Source organism: Rhodospirillales bacterium (genome assembly GCA_016712595.1).
Taxonomy (GTDB): Bacteria; Pseudomonadota; Alphaproteobacteria; order Rhodospirillales; family Defluviicoccaceae; genus Defluviicoccus.
In genome coordinates this window covers 1974099-1993648 of the sequence record JADJQT010000001.1, presented here as the reverse complement: position 1 = coordinate 1993648, position 19550 = coordinate 1974099, and the positions used below count along the sequence as shown (strand labels likewise).

Annotated in this window: 12 protein-coding genes and 1 tRNA gene; 8 read left to right on the top strand and 5 right to left on the bottom strand. The window is 65.7% G+C overall.

What is annotated here, in order from left to right; all coding sequences use genetic code 11:
• Positions 1–1191 precede the first annotated feature (1191 nt).
• The 4 genes from erpA (at position 1192) to IPK66_09010 (ending at position 5626) form a co-directional block, all read left to right on the top strand.
• The gene (gene erpA, locus IPK66_09025; protein MBK8175378.1) at positions 1192–1551 is read left to right on the top strand and encodes an iron-sulfur cluster insertion protein ErpA; all 360 of its coding nucleotides are present in this window, start codon (positions 1192–1194) and stop codon (positions 1549–1551) included.
• 22 nt (positions 1552–1573) lie between these two features.
• Positions 1574–2374 carry an exodeoxyribonuclease III gene (xth, locus tag IPK66_09020; protein MBK8175377.1) on the top strand — a complete coding sequence of 267 codons (801 nt, stop codon included), beginning with the start codon at positions 1574–1576 and terminating at the stop codon, positions 2372–2374.
• An 847-nt stretch (positions 2375–3221) separates the two neighbouring features.
• A complete protein-coding gene (locus IPK66_09015) occupies positions 3222–4145 on the top strand; it encodes an OmpA family protein (GenBank protein ID MBK8175376.1) in 924 nt (307 codons plus the stop codon).
• A gap of 911 nt (positions 4146–5056) precedes the next feature.
• Positions 5057–5626 (top strand): GNAT family N-acetyltransferase, encoded by a 570-nt coding sequence (locus tag IPK66_09010; GenBank protein ID MBK8175375.1) that lies wholly within the window; start codon positions 5057–5059, stop codon positions 5624–5626.
• Positions 5627–5748: 122 nt separating this feature from the next.
• Here IPK66_09010 and IPK66_09005 read toward each other — a convergent pair whose 3' ends face one another.
• The 4 genes from IPK66_09005 to IPK66_08990 form a co-directional block, all read right to left on the bottom strand.
• On the bottom strand, positions 5749–6429 hold the full coding sequence (locus tag IPK66_09005; protein MBK8175374.1) for a hypothetical protein: 681 nt from the start codon (positions 6427–6429) through the stop codon (positions 5749–5751).
• A gap of 178 nt (positions 6430–6607) precedes the next feature.
• Positions 6608–6997: a DUF4280 domain-containing protein gene (locus IPK66_09000; GenBank protein ID MBK8175373.1), complete on the bottom strand. Its 390-nt coding sequence runs from the start codon at positions 6995–6997 to the stop codon at positions 6608–6610.
• 33 nt (positions 6998–7030) lie between these two features.
• Positions 7031–10957, bottom strand: coding sequence for a bifunctional proline dehydrogenase/L-glutamate gamma-semialdehyde dehydrogenase PutA (gene putA, locus IPK66_08995; protein ID MBK8175372.1), 3927 nt, complete (start codon positions 10955–10957; stop codon positions 7031–7033).
• A 96-nt stretch (positions 10958–11053) separates the two neighbouring features.
• Positions 11054–11764, bottom strand: coding sequence for a type 1 glutamine amidotransferase (locus tag IPK66_08990; protein MBK8175371.1), 711 nt, complete (start codon positions 11762–11764; stop codon positions 11054–11056).
• A gap of 155 nt (positions 11765–11919) precedes the next feature.
• On the opposite strand from IPK66_08990, the gene IPK66_08985 reads away from it, so the two are divergent.
• Together IPK66_08985 and IPK66_08980 are read left to right on the top strand one after the other, a co-directional pair.
• Positions 11920–12789 (top strand): PIG-L family deacetylase, encoded by an 870-nt coding sequence (locus IPK66_08985; GenBank protein ID MBK8175370.1) that lies wholly within the window; start codon positions 11920–11922, stop codon positions 12787–12789.
• A gap of 205 nt (positions 12790–12994) precedes the next feature.
• The gene (locus tag IPK66_08980; GenBank protein MBK8175369.1) at positions 12995–14050 is read left to right on the top strand and encodes a DUF2278 family protein; all 1056 of its coding nucleotides are present in this window, start codon (positions 12995–12997) and stop codon (positions 14048–14050) included.
• 67 nt (positions 14051–14117) lie between these two features.
• Here the strand turns inward: IPK66_08980 and IPK66_08975 are convergent, their stop codons facing one another.
• Positions 14118–16289 carry a DNA/RNA non-specific endonuclease gene (locus tag IPK66_08975; protein ID MBK8175368.1) on the bottom strand — a complete coding sequence of 724 codons (2172 nt, stop codon included), beginning with the start codon at positions 16287–16289 and terminating at the stop codon, positions 14118–14120.
• A gap of 442 nt (positions 16290–16731) precedes the next feature.
• On the opposite strand from IPK66_08975, the gene IPK66_08970 reads away from it, so the two are divergent.
• Together IPK66_08970 and IPK66_08965 are read left to right on the top strand one after the other, a co-directional pair.
• Positions 16732–16807 (top strand) — tRNA-Glu (locus IPK66_08970).
• A 460-nt stretch (positions 16808–17267) separates the two neighbouring features.
• Complete coding sequence (locus IPK66_08965; protein MBK8175367.1) at positions 17268–19352, top strand: calcium-binding protein; 2085 nt, start codon at positions 17268–17270, stop codon at positions 19350–19352.
• The last annotated feature ends 198 nt before the right edge of the window (positions 19353–19550 follow it).

Sequence of the window (19550 nt, the reverse complement as noted above, 5' to 3'; positions counted from 1 at the left end):
TCGGCGAACACTTCCGGCGCCGGAACCGGGTGCGCGATCTCGGCGCCTGGCACGCTCTGCAGCGCCGCCCAGCGACAGAACGTCGACTTGCCGGCGCCGGCGACCGCCGCGACATAGAGCGACTCCGCATCAAGGCGTCGCAGGAGCGGCACGAGCTGCCGGTCTTCGGATTGCTCATGCGGCTTGCGTTTGGTTGTTTTTCCGACGTCGGCTGCTGGGGAAGCCCGTGTCAGCGCCGGTACATAAACATTGGTCAGTGTGACCGACCGGCCTTCCTTCGCGCCCAGCAGGTCAATCCTCTCGAAGCTGCTCCGCAACCATGCATGATATTCACCTGGGATTGTCAGGGATGGCGACACCGGCACCTCGCCTTCGACGGGCGGCGCCAGGCGGCGGTGGAGAAGATCCTCGAGATGCTGGCGCAGAAGAGCTTTGAAGTCCTCCGGCACCGCATACAGGTTGAAGCCGCGCTGCGATGCCTGAAGCGCTTTGAAGAACGCCTCGACCCGCTGGAATTGCGCGCGCTTGTCGTCGAAATCAGGATCGTCGATATCAACCCTTGGCTTCTCCGAGCGCCGGTAAACCAGCACATCGGGCTTCGGAGTCCGCGTCGAGTTGACCGCATCCTCGTATTCCCATTCGGTGCCTGAGAGGTACGGCTCACCGTTGGACTTGCGGATGTCCTCGGGCAACGGCGTGCCCATGCGTGACCACAGGATGACGACGACGATATCGCAGGTCGACGGCCGCGGCCGGGCGGCGTTCACCGAGTCCTGTGGTGACGCGGTTGCGAGCAGCGGAATCGAGGCCGCAGGGTCATCCCAGGCTATCAGCTCGAGCGTCAGCCGTCCGCGCAGGGATGGACTCTTCTCAAGTTCACTGTCGATCAACTGGCGCGCGGCCGCCCGCTCTTCCGTCACGTCTGCCGGCGACGACAAGAACACTCGCACCAGCGGTACGGTGATCGTCGCCATACCGCTCCGCTGGCTCTCGCTCCTTGCCATCGCCGCGCTCCCCGCCTGCCCTTTTCCGAGCTTATCCGACGCGAGAGAGACGGCAACCGCCTCGGCTTTTGCAGGGTCGCCCGCGCCAGCGCGCGACAAGCGCGGTTTGACTTAGGCTGGCGGTTGTCTACATTGATAGGGATAGCGTTTTGCGATTGCGCCGACGCTCAGGGGCAAAGGATGCGCCATGGCCGCCGACGGCACTCTGTCCACCGCCGATGAGATCACCGTTTCCGCCAATGCCGCGCGGCGGATTGCCGCGCTGATCGCCGCTGAGGGCGGTGGCGCAGCGATGAAGCTGCGCGTTTCCGTCTCCGGCGGCGGCTGCTCGGGCTTCCAGTACGGGTTCACCCTTGATGACCAGCACCACGAGGACGACCGGGTATTCGCCCGCGACGACGTCGGCGTGCTCATCGACGAGGTGTCGCTCGGCCTGTTACGAGGCTCGGAGCTCGACTTCGTTGATGACCTGATCGGTTCCTACTTCGTGGTCAAGAACCCCAACGCCACCTCGACCTGCGGCTGCGGCTCGTCGTTTTCAGTCTGAAAAGCGAACGGGGACGCGGGCGATGGCAGGCGCGCGGGTCGGGCGCGTGCTCACCATCGCCACCTGGAACGTCAACTCGATCAAGGCGCGGCTGCCGCATCTGTTGGCGTGGTTGCGGGCAACGTCGCCCGACGTCGTGCTTCTGCAGGAAACCAAGGTCGTCGACGCCGGCTTTCCGCTGCTTGAGATCGGCGATGCCGGCTACAATGCCGCGATCGTCGGCCAGAAAACCTACAATGGCGTCGCGGTTCTCTCTCGCCAGCCGATTGATGTGCTCGCCGTCCGCTTGCCCGGCGACGGGGAGGATGGGCAGGCCCGCTTTCTTGACGTCTTCACCGCCGGCGTGCGCGCTGTCTGCCTCTATGCACCGAACGGCAATCCCGCCGACAGTGGGAAATTCGCCTACAAGCTCGCCTGGCTGGAGCGGCTCTACGCCCATGCGCAAGGGTTGCTGGCCAGCGGCGAGTCGTTTGTGCTCGGCGGCGACTGGAACGTCACGCCGTCCGATGACGACGTCTACGATCCTTTCGGCTGGCGCGGGGATGCGTTGTGCCGGCCCGAGTCCCGCGCCGCCTGGCGCAAGATCGTCTACCTCGGCCTGACCGACGCTGTCGGCTGCCTGCACCCTGGCGCCGGCCATTATACGTGGTGGGACTATCGCGCTGGCGCCTTTGCTGCCGATCACGGGTTACGCATCGATCACCTCCTGCTCTCGCCCACCGCCGCCGACCGCCTCGATGGCGCGGGCATTGATCGCGAGCCGCGCGGATGGGAACGCGCCTCCGACCACACGCCGGTGTGGTGTCGCCTGAGGGCCGACTGATCGCTCGGTGGCGGCGCGCCGACTTCGCATCTGCAGCAACCCGTGGTTTTGAACGCGCGGCGCGAATATCATTGCTCATTAATATCTGAATACGCGCGCCATTGCCGCGGTGCGAACCGAAAGCCGCAAGCATTTTCAATAGTAAGGCATTTTAGCAACAGGTGTTGCAGCAAATCGAGCAAAGGGCGGAAACTTTTGCCAAACCCTTGCGAGCATGATATTAGCCGACGCTTGCAAGAGCTTATAAGTTGTACTCGGAGCTCGGATGTGGCCGAAAGCCCGGTGGCATTCCGCTTCGCAAAAACGAGACTGTTGGGAACTCCGGTGAAGAACGCGCCTCTTCCAGTTCTCCCATGGCAATGCGGCGGCCGGCTTCCTCGCTCCAGCGATGGGTTGCCGGCCGCGCCTGACCGCCTGCCGGAAGATGCGGTTTGCTCGATCACGCGCTGCAACCGGGGCCAGCCAATGGCAGTGGGTGCTGGAATGGGGGACCGGTCCTTTGAGCGGGCAGGCCGTTGCCGCGCCGCACGGCCGGCGACGGAAATGGAGTCTCCGCGATCGCACGCAGGACATCGAGACCGTCGAGGAGAGTGGAGGACCGAATGGTCCACTTCCACCGGAGGCAACACGGCCGGTGTTTTCTCCGCTCCGACTGCGGCGCGGAGGTTCGCGACTGACGGCAGCATTTGCATGAGCCGAGAAGGGGAAGAAGATGTTCCGAGCAGCCATGGGTGGAGAAATGCGGTGCGATCCGCGATGCCGGCAAGGCCCTGATCGGCCATTGGCACCGTGGTGCGAGGGAGTGTCGACCGTTATGATTTTTGGGATGGCATAGGGAGTGGAGAGCATGCTGAGGGGTTGGAAAGTCTCATTGGCCGTTGCGTCGATCGTTGCCTTGGCCGGGTGCGCCGGGCTCGATTACAACGAAGCGAAGACGCTGAAGCCGTCGGGCTCGGCGTTCGATCAGGCGCTGTACAAGGAATACATCGCCGAATCCAAGTCCGAATACGAACAAGGCAACTACCGCTCGTCCGATAAGTGGGCCGGCGACGCCACGATGGCGGCGAAGGGCCAGACGCCGAAGCCGACCCAGGTCAGCGACTGGCATCTGCCGTCGGCGGTTGTTCCGGAAATGACCACCGCGCGCACGCGACTGCAAGCGGCCCTCGACAAGGGCGGCGGAACTGCGGCACCGACCGAGATGGCCAAGGCGCAGGTCGGCTGGGACTGCTGGTGCGAACAGCAGCGGGTCGAAGAGAACTTCCAGCCAGACGACATCGCTGCATGCCGTTCGCGGTATTATGACAACATCGCCAAGGTCGAAGCAGCGCTGGCGCCGAAGCCGGCCCCCGCTCCGGCACCCAAGGCGATGGCCCCCAAGGATTACCTAGTGTTCTTCGACTGGAACAAGTCGACGTTGACCCCGGAAGCCAAGAAAATCATCGCTGACGCCGTTGCCCACGCCAAGGCGAGCGGCGCGAAGATGGTCAAGGTCGTCGGCTACACCGACCGTTCGGGCACGCCGCAATACAACCTCGGCCTGTCCGTCCGTCGCGCCGAAGCGGTCGAAGCGGAAATGGCCAAGCTGGGCGTCCCGCCATCGGCCGTCAAAGTCGAGGGCAAGGGCGAAGAGGACCCGCTGGTTCCGACCGCCGATGGCGTGCGCGAGCCGCAGAACCGCCGTGCCGCGATTTCGTTCCCGTCCATGGGCGCGAGCCTGGATCCGGCCAACGACAACCGCGAGTACGTCTACATCGGTATCGTCCAGTAGACCGCGGCGAACGACACTCTTGCGAAACGCTGCCTTCGGGCAGCGTTTCCGATCGCGACCAAAGGCCCCGCGCGAGCGGGGCCTTTGTGATTCGTGGCGCCTGGAGTTCATTCGGATTGTTGCCGGCGCGGAGTCCAACAAATTCGGGGAGGGCATTGCGGCCCTCCCCTCCTTTGGATCGAAACGACAACGCGACAGTGTCAGCGTCGAGGACGCTTGGGCCGCACCTTGCCGATCGATCCACCCCCCACTCCGGAGCACACGCTGAATGGTCGCATCATCGTCCCGCTGGCCGGACCTTGCCGGCAGCCGCGAGCAGCCGAGGCGTTCGCCACAGCCCATTCATCGGCGCTATTCCTGAAATCGCGGACAAGACCAGGCCAGCGAAGCACTAATGGGGAGCGCCGCCATCAGAGGTCGTCCGCGCGTGCACCACGGCTGCGGCACGTTGTCCGTCTTGCGGTACCCTCGCCCTGACTGCGCCCATCCCCGCGGCATCCCCATTCCCCTGGGCCGGTATTTGCCGGCAACCCGTCGCGTAAGCGCAGTCAATCACCTCCGCCTGTGACATCAGTATGACCCGTATCACACTCTGTGCCGGTTTGTTGCTGACCTCGCCGGAGCTTGAAAAACGATCGCGCTGCACCGGCCCGTGCCAACGCCGCCAGCCGGCGAATTCGCGGAAAGCGCGATCGGATAGCCCGTCCTCTGGCCTTCAAGGCGATGCGATTTACGGCCGTATCTTCCTATATTCTGCGTATATAAGAAAAATATATCGCATAATATTGTGTTTTTGCGTTGCACACTTTTCATCTCGCAGTTGCGAGAATGCAACAAATGGATGTGGCCCCTCGTAATCGGCCGTGTTGAATCCGTATCTTTTGGACGAGCTGAACTATTTGCGAGGGCCTATGAACCACATTCGCACGCTCATGAGCTTTGAGTTGCCGAAGTTCACCGACCATCTGCTTCGCCTTGACGGCGAGGACCGCCGCCTGCGGTTCGGGCATCGGATCAGCGACGCCGAGATCGAGGCCTTCGTCGCCGGATTGGAGAAGGGACGGTTCCGCGTTCTGGCGCATTTCGACGACGAACTGAACGTGGCGGCGACCGCGCTGTTATCTGCTCTCAACGATGGGTCGGTCGAATTCGCCTTCAGCGTCGATCGTCCACTGCGGCAGAAGGGGCTGTGCACTTCGCTGTTCGATCGGGCGATCCTCTGGGCGCGCAATCGCCGCATCGACCGCGCTTATCTCTATACACTCGCCGAACACCGGCAAATGCGCCATCTGGCGCGGACGGCCGGCATGCACCTGGACGTCGAAGCCGGCGGCTGTGAAGGCGTCCTCGACCTTCCTCCGGCAACGCCGCTGACGCTGCTGCGCGAAATCCTCGCCGAGCAGGCCGGGATGTACGATACGGCAACGAAAGCCAACCACCTCGCCCTCGCCCATCTAAGGACCCTGCGCAAGGCCGCCTGATCGCCGTTTGTGCCTCGCCACGAGCTGCGGGCGGCTTGGTTCCGGGCCACTGGCATTCGGGGCCGCCTGAACGGCTCGACGTCATGCATGCCCGACGTGGCGCGCCCGACCCGCGGGGCTGCTCAGCGTTCCGGTGCCTGCGAGCCTGCCGGCGGGCGGGCACCGGACTGTAATCGTCCCATCGGCGCATCCATGGTTGCTCGCCCGCTGCGGTCCGGCGATACGCCATCACCGGTTCCCTTGGCCGCCGTCCCTTCCATGCCCCGCGTGCCTTTGGCGTGGTTGCCCCGTCCACCGGCGCCCGCCGACTGCCCTGGGTCGGTGCCGGCCGGCGTTTCACCCCTGGCGGACGTGCGGGCCGGCACACGATCGGGTGCCTGCTGGGACCGGCGCTCGCCCAGCATGGAGCGCTGCATGGCGTGACCGCCGAGTTGAAGCTGTTGCCAGGGCACGAAGTGCTCACCCGGTAACTTTGCCTGTGCATGGAAGGCGGCAATCGGCTGGTACGTCCCAGAATAGTTGCTCCACCACTGCATCGCTCCTTTATCGAAGCGTGCGGTGCCGGCATAGACCACTGGCTTTCCCTGGGCGAGTTGCGCGTGCGTCAGCTGCGGCGACAGGAAAATTGGCTGCGATCCGGGTGAACTGCCGTGAAGTTGCACGAAGTTATAAGTTCCACTGGGCTCGCGAGCCGGCCCCCCGGCGAGGCGGACGCGAAAACCGCCGCCCGGCAGCCGGACGAGTTGCTCCGGAAGCGGAGCGCGCGCGCGCGCCGGCATAGCTGGTGCTTTCAGCTGTGCCACCGCGGCTGGTATTCGGCTGGACGAGGCGGCCGTCCGCGCCGTGCGGCCTGCCGCGCGCGGCTTCGGTGGCGATGACGGCTTGCCATGCGACATCGGCATGTTCCCCGATTTCGGACCTTGCTACCGCGAGTATACAACAAACTTCGCTCATTCCCTTGCTCTCGGCGCGGCTCAGTGCTCACGGGATCATCACCGTTGCCTGACCCGGCGCCGTGACCTGAATGACCCCGGCCCATAGGCACATCAGCGTGCAACTGTTGTCGAGTGCCGGCATCGAGCCGATGAGCACCGTGGCCGCGCCTGGCACCCAGGGCGCAGCCGTCGCCGGGATACACGGCTGTGGTGTCAGCACGCCCAACGCCGCCGCCGTGGCCGCAGCGACCTGCGGATTGGCAAGGCTTGTGCACACACCGAAGGGCAGAATATTGACCATCGGCGCGTAGTCCATGATCGTTGCCGCTGGCGGTCCGCCCGCCATCGTCCGGTTCACTGGCAGAACGGCGAGGGCGCTCGGCGCCGCTCCCATGCTGCATGCCAGTGTCGCGCCGGCGACCACCTGGATCGGCATGGCATCTTGCTCCTTCGATCAAAACGAGGCCCATTATCCGTTATCCGCGCTCAGCGACAGCAAGGAGGCGTTGCCGCCCGATGCGGTGGTATCGAGGCTCAACGTCCACTCGTACACGAAGCGCGCGAGATAATGCGGGCTGCCGTCCGGCGGCCCACCCCAGCCGGCGTGCTCGTCGATCTCGCCGGAGGTCATGATCAGCGGGACGAGCGGTCCGTCGCGGCCGGCGAGATAGCGGGCCATCTCCGCGGCCATCCCCCGCGCGCCGACATGGGCGACGGCGCAAAGACGAGGATCGGCAAGCAGTTCGGCAAGACCGGCCGTCGCTCCGCCCGTGATCACGCTCAAAGCCCCGTCCGGCAACCCGCTGCCCAGCAGCAGCGCCGTGAACCTCAGCGCCGCCGACGTATCCGCGTGAGCCAGGACGACGGTGTTTCCCGCGAGCAGTGCCGCCGCGACCTGGCCCGTCCAGTGCGACAGATCCGACGCTTCGACGCTGACGCAGGCGACGATGCCGCGTGGGCGATACCGCAGCTCGTTGCGCTCGCCGGTCGGACCAGGCAAGACGCGCGCATCGGCGAAGGCATCGCGGGTGCCGGCTGCGTACGATCGCAGCATCTCGACCGCGATCCCGGCTTCGCTCTCAGGGACCGAGAGAGCCGTGCGCAAGCCGGTAGCGGCGCGATCGATGACGTGCGCGCGCGCCTTCGCCGACGTTGCCTCCCACATGCGTGCCGCTCCCTCGGCGGCGGCGAGACCCGCCGCCAGCGACGCCTGCTCGAAGCCGACGTCGGCGATTCGGAGTTCCACCAGCGCCGGTGAGGACGCGGGCGCTGGGGCTGCTGCAGCAACGTCGGCGCCATGCGTGCCTGAATGGGCGCGACGATGGGCAACGAAGCGATGCAGATAGAATGGGCCGCCGGCCTTCGGTCCGGTTCCGGAAAGCCGCTCTCCGCCGAACGGCTGCACGCCGACCACCGCACCGATCTGATTGCGGTTGACATAGATGTTGCCGACATGGGCGCGGGCGGAGATCGCCCGCCACGTCTCGTCGATGCGTGTCTGGATGCCCAGGGTCAAGCCGTACCCGGTCTCGTTGACCGCGTCGATCACCTGGTCCAGGCGGCTGGCAGGATAGCGAAGAACGTGCAGCACCGGGCCGAACACCTCGCGCTGCAGCAGGCTGAGGCGATCAATCTCGAAGGTGGCGGGCGCAACGAAGGTGCCGCGCTCACAGCCGGGGCCGAGTGGAGATCGCCGGATGAGCCGGGCCTCGTGGCCCATCCGCTCGATATGGCCCTCAAGCATGGCGCGCGCGTCCTCATCGATGACAGGCCCAACGTCGGTGGCCAGCCGCGCCGGATCACCAACGGCGATCTCGTCCATCGCCCCGGCCAGCATCTCGATTATGCGATCGGCAACATCGTCCTGAATGAAAAGCACGCGCAGCGCCGAGCAGCGCTGGCCGGCGCTCTGGAATGCAGACGCGATGGCATCACGCACCACCTGCTCCGGCAGCGCCGTCGAATCGACGATCATCGCGTTTTGTCCACCGGTCTCGGCGATCAGCGGCGCCCTACCGCCGCTGCGCGCGGCAAGCCCGCGGTTGATCTGCTGCGCCACGTCGATCGAGCCGGTGAAGGCCGCGCCGGTCAGGCGCGGATCGGCGATGAGTGCGCTGCCGATCCGCGCCCCATCGCCCGGCAGCAGGTGCAGCACGTCAGTGGGAATCCCCGCCTGGTGAAGAAGACGCACGCCGAACGCGGCGATCAGCGGCGTCTGCTCGGCCGGCTTGGCGATAACGGCATTGCCGGCGGCGAGCGCCGCGGCGATCTGGCCGGTGAAGATCGCCAGCGGGAAATTCCATGGGCTGATACAGGCGAAGATGCCGCCGCCAGCGAGCCGCGCCCATCGTGGGCCGCATCGCGACGGTGGCAGGAGCAGCGGCTGGGTGAGATCGACACGCGCCCGGTGGGCGTAGTAGCGGCAGAAATCCGCGGCCTCGCGCACTTCCGCAAGGGCGTCGGCAAGGGTTTTACCGGCTTCGCGCACGGCGAGCGCCATCAGCGCCGGCAGGTTCGATTCGAGCAAGTCCGCAGCGCGATCGAGGCATTGCGCCCGTTCGTCCACCGGAACCGCCGCCCAGTCGCGGGCGGCCGCGGCAGCGCCAGCGAGCGCATCACTTACATCCTGCGTGCTCGCCTCGACGACGTGGCCGACGAGCCTCGCATGATCGGCAGGTGAGACGATCCCGCGCGCTTGCCCTTGCCGCGCTACGCCGCCGACAATCGGGGCCGCGTGCCAGTCGTGCCCGTCCGCCGCCGCCATCTGCCGGGCGAGTCCGGCGAGGACGGTGCGGTCGGCGAGATCGACGCCCGGCGCGTTCAGTCGTTCGGGCAGATACATCTGCCGCGGGAGCGCGATGCGCGGGTGTGGCAGCGACGCAAGGGCGCGAACCGCAGCGATCGGATCGGCGATGACCTCGGCAATCGGCAGGCGCTCGTCCTGGACACGATTGACGAACGAGCTGTTGGCGCCGTTTTCCAGCAGGCGACGAACGAGGTAGGCAAGCAGATCCTCGTGCCGGCCGACCGGCGCATAAATGCGGCAGCCGACCTCACGCCCGCCCCGCTCGACCACCTGTTCGTAAAGCGCCTCACCCATCCCGTGCAGCCGCTGCAGCTCGAAATCGCGCGAATCCCCGGCGAACTCGATGACCGCGGCGATGGTCTGCGCGTTGTGCGTCGCGAACTGCGGGAAGAAGGCCTCGGGCTGCGCGAACAATTGGCGCGCGCAGGCGAGGTAGGACACGTCGGTCGAGGCCTTGCGGGTGAACACCGGGTACGAGGGAAGGCCACGCTCCTGGGCGCGCTTAATCTCGGCGTCCCAATACGCCCCCTTGACCAGGCGGACCATCAGCCGGCGGCGATGACCCAGAGCCATCTCGGCCAGCGCAGAGATCAACGCCGGCGCGGTCTTCTGGTAGGCTTGAACGACGACGCCGAAACCGTCCCAGCCGCGGAGTTTCGGATCGCTCGAGATGGCATCGATCGCATCAAGAGAAAGATCGAGCCGATAGGCCTCCTCGGCGTCGACGGTCAGGCCGATGCCGGCATCGGCCGCCGCGTGTGCCAGCGCTCGCAGGCGGGGGATGAGGTCCGCGCGCAGCCGATCCGCCTTGGCCGGCTCGTAACGCGGATGCAGGGCGGAGAGTTTGACCGAAATTCCCGGCCGGACAATGACGTTGCGCCCGGGCGCCGATGATCCGATCGCCGCGACCGCTTGCCGATAGGCATCGAAATGGCGCTCCGCGTCGCCGGCGGTGCAGGCGGATTCGCCCAGCATGTCGTACGAGTAGCGATAGCCGCGCCGCTCCATCGGCTGGGCACGGCGAATGGCCTCATCAATGCTCCGGCCCATGACGAACTGGCGGCCGAGGATGCGCATCGCCTGTCCGACCGCCTCGCGCACCACCGGCTCGCCGAGTTGCGCGACCAGCCGCCGCACGGTCGCGGTGGGAGATCGCCCGGCGTTGTCTTGCAGGCCCACCAGTCGGCCGGTCAGCATCAGCGCCCAGGTCGACGCGTTGACGAACAGCGAGTTGCTGTGACCAAGGTGGCCCTGCCAGTCCGCCGCCGCCAGTTTGTCGCGGATCAGTCGTTCTTGCGTGTCGTCGTCCGGCGTACGTAACAGCGCCTCGGCGACGCACATCAAAAGCACACCCTCGTGCGTGGCGAGGCCGTACTCGTGCAAGAAGGCGTCCATCCCACCCTTGCCGAGGCGCTGGGCGCGAACCGCCGAGACCAGATCGGAGGCCAGGCGGGCGATCCGCTCGAGGACCTCGGCCGGCAGCGAGAGCCCGCCGAGCAGGCTGCCGACGCACGCAGCTTCATCTGCCTGCCGGAAGGCATCGATCGCAGCGCGCACCGGCGCGTGGCTGGCGAAGGCCTCATCGATCATAACGTCAGAGTACCATCAGGCGGGCCGGTGCGTCGTTAGTCCCTTTGAGGTTTTTCGGCATCCCCACACGTGCATCCGCACCTTGTGGCCGCGCGCTCACACAAGCTGCTTGAAGTTCTCGTAGACCGTGCGGGCAGCGGCGTTGAACGCCGGCATGCGTTCGGCGGCGGCGGTCTCGAAGCGCGCCCGGCCGCCCGCGCCCAGCGCCGTATCCAGCGAGCGGGCGTAAGCGGGAATGGCCACCCATTCCGGCACGGTCGCCGGCGTGACTTCGACGTGGAACTGAACACCGTAAGCGCGAGACCCGACGCGCATCGCCTGGGCGGCACAGGCGGCGTTGCCGGCGACGATCTGCCCGCCCGGCGGCAGTGCGGTCACCGCGCTGCCGTGCCATTGCAGGCACGCGAACGGCGTGGCGATACCGGTAAACAGGGGATCATGCGGATCGGCGAGGTCGACGGAACAAATGCCGACCTCCGGTGCGTCCATCCGCTCGACGCGCCCACCGAGTGCATCGGCGAGAAGCTGGTGGCCGAGGCAGACGCCGAGGAATGGTCGTCCGGCATCGACCCAGGTATGAATCGCCGCCTTCTCCGCCGCAAGCCAGGGAAACGCCGCTTCCTCCCAAACATCCATCGGACCGCCCATGACGATCAGCGCATCGTAGCCACCGCCGCCGGTCAGCGACGGAATCGGCTCGCCGGCGTCAAGTTCGACCGCATCCCAGGCGATGCCGTCGGTCCGCATGAAATCGCGAAAACTACCGGGATGTTCGAGCGCGATGTGCTGAAAAACCAAGAACCTCATGAACACGCCTCCTCGCTGATGCCTGTGCGACGTCGCTCGTGTTCTGACCGGTTTCGCTCCGGCTCGCCAGCGCGGCGTGCGCGTGGCGTTCCGCAGGCACGCGCGGCGTTGTAGGCTTACGCGCACTGTGCTCAACACTCGCGAGACCGCGCTCCGTGGACCCCGCCAATCCTTACCGCTCCTTCGTCGCCGGCATCGCCGCCGGGCTCGCCGCCGGTGCCGCGATCACGACGCCGTGGCCGATGAGACCGTGTGGCGCCGCCGCCGCGATGACCGCCGGGATCGGGCTTTTGTTCTCGCCGCATCCGGACGATGAATGCCTCACCGGCGGGCTCGCCCTGCGACTGCGCCGCGAAGCCGGCATGCGCATCATCAATGTCGCGGCCACGCTCGGCAGCGAGCGCTCGGCGCGTTCCCGGCGGCGGGGCGAACTCGCCCGTGCCTGTGCCGTCCTCGCGTTCGCAACGATCATTCCTGGCGAAGATGGCTTCGAGGATATCAACCCTGTCGCCCGGGCGCAGGGCAGCAGGCAATGGTCGGCCGCCGTCGACGCGGTGGCGCGGATCCTCGTCGATCACCAGCCGGAGATCATCGTCGTACCCCACGGTGCGGACGGCCATGCCACCCACATTGGCACCCATCATCTGGTGTTCGACGCCCTGGCGATTCTCCCCGCCGCGTTTCGCTGCCGGGTGATCGAAACAGAATACTGGAGCCCTATGACGCAGCCCAACCTGATGGTCGAATCGTCGATCGACGACGTCGCCGATCTGATCGCCGCCCTCGCGCAGCACGCGGGCGAGGTCGCGCGCAGCCCTTATCACCTGACCTTGCCGGCGTGGATGATTGATAACGTCCGGCGCGGTGCCGAGACCATCGGCGGCTGGCGTGCCCGCGCGCGCCCCTTCGTCTTCGCCACGCTCTATCGCGCGTCGATGTGGAGCGATGGCCGCCTGCAACCCTGTCAGACGACCAAAAGGATGATCGCCGCCGACGCCGACATCACCCAGGTTCTGCGCGCCTGAACGGACGATCGATCCCTCCGGCGATGCCGTGCCGCGCGGCGGACGTCCGTGGCAAATCGAGCTACCTTCGGCCGTCCTTGCACGCGTCCGAATGCACTGAAATTGCAGCTTATGCACGTATTTTATCGCCTGCTTGCGGTCCGACGCGCAGAGGATGATTTTTCGGCCGGACAGGGATTGGGGCCGGACGGGATTGGGGGATACCATGCCGCTCGCAAACTATCAGGTTCTCGCGGGTCCTGTGACCGATCTGGCGATCGACGCCGACAGCAGCCCGCATGTCGAGGTGCGCATCGAGACAGAAGGCCTGCCTCACCGGATCGCGGTCAATGTGCAGTCGAACTCCGGCAGCGCTCCCCTGCTCTACCGGCGGATCGATGACTTCGACCATCCGGTCCTTGCCGGCCTCGCCGCGCTACCGCTGGGCTATACCGACTTGCGCACACCGCAAACGCGCGCGCTCGCCCTCGATTACGTGCGTGGCACCCAGGGCCGTCTCCTTCTCGCCCGTGACGATATGCGCGCCGTTCCGTTTCAAGCTTCCGGACCGCGCAACGATCTGCGCGAGTTCCTCATGGAATTGCTGGAGAGCGCACGCGATACGCAAGGTGCGCTGGTCTACGCCTTCGGTGAACGCTTTCCGCTCGCCGGCGAGGAGAACGATCCGCGCAATACCGCGCCCGATCCCTACTTCGGCTTTCGCCCACAGCGCGGCATTCACGACATTCATATGAACCAGGGCAATCCCGAGCCGCGATACCGCGGCGATAACGGCGTGGCTCAGGACGGCGCGCTGTTCGTCAGGATGGGCGGGCGATGGACAGCGATATTCCTCGCCTTCCAGACCCAGAGCTGGGAGACGGATTCGTCCGGCAACCCGCTGGCCAGCCGCCCCGATCCGCGCCAGCCGGTCCAGCGTCAGCCCAATCACGACGCACCGGTCCAGATCATCGCCGCGCTGGTCAATGCGGCCGGACGCGAGGAAGGCAACGAGACGGTCACCGTGTTCAACCGCGGCGACGCCGCAGTCGTGCTCGACGGCTGGTCGATCGGTGACGACGACGGCCGCAGGGCGCCGATCGCGGGCTCGCTTCCGGCCGGCGAGAGCCTGCGCTTCCGCCTACCCGACGCGCCGGATGCGCCCCGTCTCGCCAACCGTGGCGGCGAAATTCTGCTTATCGACGATGCGGGAACGACCGTGCATTCCGTCGCTTACACCACAGCCGATCTCGGCCCGGAAGGCTGGTCGGTCCTCTTCTAGATCCCCGCTGTGGGGGCGGGGCGGCGATGCAACCGCCCCGCCCTTCCCCACGTTTTCCGGGAATAACTCAGAGCACGAGATCGTCGGCAGACGCGATCGGCAAGGCCGTCATCCCCATGCTCGCCTCCTGCCCGCGCAGGCTTGCGAGGGCGTCGGCGGCAACCAGCGGTCCGAGGTCGAGGCCAGTCATCTCGGCGATGCGGGCAATCGGTAGCTGCCACATCGGGAAGCGGCCGAGGAACTGGGGCGCGACTTCCTCTCCCGCCGTCCCGTCCGGCTGATGCTGCACCCAGCCCGCCGCTGCCAGTGCGCCGCCGTCGTCGGCATAGACGGCGATCTTGAAGAAGTCCTGCGGAATGAGCACACCGCGCGCCATCGGATCGCCCGCGCGGAAGACCGGCCCCGTCAGCACTGTCACACGTGTGCGCGTCATGCGGATGGTATCGAGCACATGGTCTTCAAGGTTATTCCACGGACCGATGTTCAGCGCGTGGTCCTGCGGTGCGGCGTTGGTGAGGTGGAAAGTATCGCGCTCCGCTTCGGCGGCGACGTCGCCGGAACAGGCGTCCTGTCGGCGGACGAGATGGCCGTAATCAAAGCGCGTCCCGTCATAAAGGGTACGGCCGGCCTGCGCCGCCACATCCAAGCGCGGATCATAGGACCACGTATCCGGCCGACGGCGGGGTATGCTCTGCCAGGATGGACCGTCGATATTGACCGCCGTCATCCGGGCAAGACGACGATCGAGGCTGAAGATGATCGAGAAATTGGCATAGAGCAACAACTGCTCCCGCTCGCCGACACGCGGCAGGGGAACGCGCATGCCCGCCGCCGCGCCGAGAAAGTCCTCGCGATATCCGCCGCGATCCGTGTAAAGCGCGGCATCGGACGCGGGCGGCGTGATCACGCGTGCCTCGGGCAGACTCGCCGCAGCCATCGCCCCCGCCACCGCCGCGGGAATCGCCGGGGCCATGCTCCGGGGGAGCGCCGATCCAATCGCGTTCGCTGTCATCGGACCCACGGCAATCGCCGTCGAATCGATCACCTTTGACGGCTGGGAAGCCGCCACGTGCGGCAACACCGCGTCAGCCATCGGCTTGAGCGTTGCGGCCGGCGGCGCCGGGATCGCCAGAGCGCCCGTGGATGAACTGGTTGCCGTGCCGGCCGGAACAGCGGCGGAAGGCGGCATAAAGATCGGAGAGACCAGCGGACCACCGGCAACCGAGCGCAGTCGCGCCAGAGCCGCAGCCGCGGCAGCATCGCCCGATTCGGCCAGCGCGCGGAATATGCGGCTGATGCGCACGCCCTCGTTGGCGATCCAGTCGACAAGGTCTTCGGGCTCACCTTGCTGCAGCGGCTGTCCGTCGGTCTTCAGTGTATTGCCGGCCGCATCGGTTCGCGGCACGCCGGCATGGTGCAGTGCGACAACGTACCACTGATCGTTGAAGACGGGCGCGCCGGAACTGCCCGGCTGCGTGTCTGTTTCATAATGAAGGAAGTTGGCGTCGCCCCAGATTACCTGGTTCTCGCGCAGCGCCGCCTGCTTACTGTTGCCCTGGGGGTGCTGAATGATGCTGACATATTCGCCGTTCATCAGCTTATCGGGATCACCGGCCAGACGCAGGTTCCCGTAGGTTGAGAGCGGCGTGCCGTCGTTGGCCGTGGGCGCCACGGCGACGAAGCTGAAATCGAGGGTGCGGCTGGTGAAGAACAATTCCTCCGGCCGCAGGCGGAACAGCTTCGTCGGCCGCGGATTGAAGGCGATGTCGTCTTCGAAATCAAACTCGGCAAGGCTACGCGTCGCCATCTGCGCCGTCGGGAAGACGTGATTGTTGGTAAGCAGCAGGCAGGGGGCGACGAGAAAGCCGGTGGCATGCCCGACCATCGCACCGTTCGGCAGACGGATCTGGATATGGCAGACCGTGCGCGCGGCACGCTGGCCGAACTCAAGATAGTTGATCGGGACGAGGTCGCTGCGACCGAGGATGCGCTCGAGCCCCAGGCCGTCCTCGGGGCGGGTGAAGCGCATCCGCCCTTCATCGATTTCGTTCGGCGCAATCTTGCGCGCGCGGGTCTGGTCGGCGAGGCTGCCGGCATACGCCTTCGCTCGCTCGGCCGCTCCGGCCTGCTGCTCCTCGCGCAGCGTGATCGAACTCTCGCTCTGATCGCCGGGGGCGGGGCTGAGGATACGAACCGGTGCCGCAGAATCTCCGAGACCGTCGACGGGATTGTCCATCATGCTGTTGCCTCTCTCATGGTGCGCGCGACGCGCGCAGACCAGCCGTCAGGAACGTTGCGGGCGCGCTCGAGCGCGCGGATGAAACGGCCACGTCGGCGGGGAGCGTTCCTCCTCCGGCGTGGCTCGGCGCCTGGGTGTACGGCGTGGCGTCGTCGCTCCACCATGCATACTGGCGTTACCCATTCGGGTAGTCAAGATACAACCGCGACTGGCTCAAACGGGTTGTTTTTGCCGATGTGCATAGAAGTCCTCTTCTTTCTCCCATCGACGGTGCCTGGCTGCACTTCCTTAAAAATACCTTGTTAGGGGTAATTTCAGCCGACCATCGGGACACCGTTTCCCGGCGCCGTAGACGTAAGGACGAGAACCTGCGGACTTTACGAAAGCGAGCTCTTGATCTCGAACCACGAAGCCCTGTAAAAACGCCCCTCTCTATCGCCTCGTCCCCTTCGTCTAGAGGCCTAGGACACCGCCCTCTCACGGCGGCAACAGGGGTTCGAATCCCCTAGGGGACGCCATCCGCCGCACAAGCCGCTAAAGCAGCAAAAACATTGTCAATCTCGGTCGCGACGCGCGCCCTCGGGGCGGTGCTGCGGTCAGATGGGCTCAAACGTTGCGTTCAGTCTTTCTGAGCGAGCGTGTAATCGCCGGCAGTCCGCTCCTCGGCCAGGAACCGGCTTGCGACCCGTTTATGTGTGGACTTACTTCCCCTTCCGGTCGGGCGCGGACCGATCATGCACTGCGTTTTCAGATCCCCTCTGCACGGCTCCGGTGCAATTGCATCCGCAAGTAGTCCTGAGTATGGTCATACCCTCAGGACATGGGGGGCAATGTCCGTTCGAGTGGGGGCTTTCATCACACCGTATCCGGTCCGCGCCGCCGTCCGATCCCACGACGGCAGGCGGCCGGTCGGCGTGGCTCGAACGCTCGCGAGGGCAAATTCGGCGCCATACGCGCAGAAAATGGGGAGCACGTAGCATGGCAAGCATCAAGGGGACGGACGGGGACGATCGCATTCTTCCCGGCGGCGTTTCAGCGGGCGTGACGGGAGGCGTGCCGAGCGCGGTCGCCGATCGTATCGACGGCCGGGACGGAGACGATACGATCGACGGCGGCAGCGGCGGCGATACCATCTTCGCAAGCGACGACAACGACAGCGTGCGTGGCGGAACAGGCAACGATTCGATCGACGCCGGAAAAGGGAACGATGCCGTCGACGGTGGTATCGGCAACGACACCATTGATGGGTACTTGGGTGACGACACACTGCTTGGCGGCACCGGAAACGATTCGATCGAGGCGTCCGCCGGCGACGATCACATCGACGGCGGTGACGGCAACGATACGCTGACCGGTGGCACATACGGCGGCGCCGATACGCTCATTGGCGGGAACGGAAACGATCGGATCGAAAGCGCCAACCCGTTTGATGCGGACAGCGTTTCGGGTGGCATCGGCAACGATACGATCTACGCCGGGGGCCGCGATCAGGACACCTACCACGGCGACGCCGGTAACGATCTGTTCATCCTGAAGGGAACATACGACGAAACGGAACTCAATGGCGGGACCGGGCTCGATACCGTGAGTCAAACCGGCGGCGTCGTCTTCTCAACCTTTAGCAAGGGCGCGAACAGTATCGAGGTGTGGAACGCCAACGGATATTCCATCAACGGCACCTATGGTGGCAACGACCGCCTCGACTTCCGCGGCATCACACTCACCGGCGAAAAGGAAATAAATGGCCAATCTGGAAATGATACGATCTTCGGCAGCACCGGTGGCGATTCGATCGATGGTGGGAGCGGCCACGACTCACTGTCCGGAGGCGCCGGCAACGACACCTTGAGCGGCGGCCAATACGACAACGATACGCTCGACGGCGGTCTCGGACGCGATACGGTCGTCTACAGCAGCGGTGTCCGCTGGAACATCAACCTCGCCGTGGGAACGGCCACGCGCGGCTCGGAGACCGACACTCTGATCGGGATCGAAAACGTCATCGGCAGTTCGAGCGACGATACAATCACCGGCTCCGCGGTCGCCAATTTGCTGTTGGGCGAGGGCGGCGACGATACGATCTACGGCGGCGCCGGGAACGATACGATCTCGGGCGGCGATGGCCAGGACTACCTCGACGGGCAAGCCGGTATCGATACGCTCGATTATTCCGAGGCCGCCGGTGCGGGTAACATCACCCTGGCAGGTCACACCGCAACGATCAACGGTGTTACCGAGCAGGTGTTTCACTTCGAGAATGCCATCGGCACCGCCGGAATCAATATGATGACGGGCACGAACACCGCCAACCTGTTGAGCGGCCTCAACGGCGCGGATACCCTGTTTGGTCTTGGCGGGGACGATACATTGATCGGCGGCGGCGCGGCAGATCGCCTCGTCGGCGGTCAGGGCAACGACACCTACGTCGTCGATGCGCTCGATACGGTCGTCGAGGCGGCCGGCCAGGGCGTGGACACCGTCACCAGCGGCACCTCGTACGCCCTCGGCGCCAACCTCGAAAACCTGACGCTAACGGGAGGCGCCGCCATCAATGGCACCGGCAATGCGCTGGCCAACAGCATTACCGGCAACGACGCCAACAATTCACTGAGCGGGCTTGCCGGCAATGATGTCCTCACCGGCGGTGCCGGCAACGATACGCTGGCCGGCGGCGCGGGGGCGGACACGTTGATCGGTGGAAACGGCGGCGACAGGCTGATCGGCGGCATCGGGGTGGACACGCTCGTGTTCACCGCGCTCACCGACTCCCCGCCGGCGGGCCGTGACAGCATCGCTGGTTTCGACGGCGTTGGCGTTCCCGGCGGTGATCGGATTGATCTCTCCGCCATCGACGCCGACTTCGGCACGGCTGGCAATCAGGCCTTCACCTTCATCGGGACGGCCAAATTTTCTCACGCTGGCCAAGTGCGGGTCGTCGATCAAGGCGCTGTCACCCTCGTGCAGGCGAACGTCGATGCCGACGCAGCCGCCGAACTGGTCATCGTCATCCAGGACGGCACGATCCTGGCCTCGGCCTATATCGCACAAGATTTCATCTTGTAATCGCGAGCCCCTCTCGATGCGCCGGATCGCCATCTTCGGCGTCCGGCGCCGCTTTGGCTCGCTCCCTGTCGACGGGCATGGGTGACGGGTGCGTCGGCAGGACGCGCCCGTCGCTCCGTGAAGGAACGACAGAAGGCTGAACGGTTGTCATCAGCGATGGGATCCGCGTTCTCGCCGACGATACCGGCTTGACGAAGC

Coding starts and splice junctions, on each gene's coding strand:
- IPK66_08990 (MBK8175371.1), bottom strand. CDS start 11,764: ATGAGGTTCTTGGTTTTTCAGCACATCGCGCTCGAACATCCCGGTAGT.
- xth (MBK8175377.1), top strand. CDS start 1,574: ATGGCAGGCGCGCGGGTCGGGCGCGTGCTCACCATCGCCACCTGGAAC.
- IPK66_08965 (MBK8175367.1), top strand. CDS start 17,268: ATGGCAAGCATCAAGGGGACGGACGGGGACGATCGCATTCTTCCCGGC.
- IPK66_08975 (MBK8175368.1), bottom strand. CDS start 16,289: ATGATGGACAATCCCGTCGACGGTCTCGGAGATTCTGCGGCACCGGTT.
- IPK66_09015 (MBK8175376.1), top strand. CDS start 3,222: ATGCTGAGGGGTTGGAAAGTCTCATTGGCCGTTGCGTCGATCGTTGCC.
- erpA (MBK8175378.1), top strand. CDS start 1,192: ATGGCCGCCGACGGCACTCTGTCCACCGCCGATGAGATCACCGTTTCC.
- IPK66_08980 (MBK8175369.1), top strand. CDS start 12,995: ATGCCGCTCGCAAACTATCAGGTTCTCGCGGGTCCTGTGACCGATCTG.
- putA (MBK8175372.1), bottom strand. CDS start 10,957: ATGATCGATGAGGCCTTCGCCAGCCACGCGCCGGTGCGCGCTGCGATC.
- IPK66_09000 (MBK8175373.1), bottom strand. CDS start 6,997: ATGCCGATCCAGGTGGTCGCCGGCGCGACACTGGCATGCAGCATGGGA.
- IPK66_09010 (MBK8175375.1), top strand. CDS start 5,057: ATGAACCACATTCGCACGCTCATGAGCTTTGAGTTGCCGAAGTTCACC.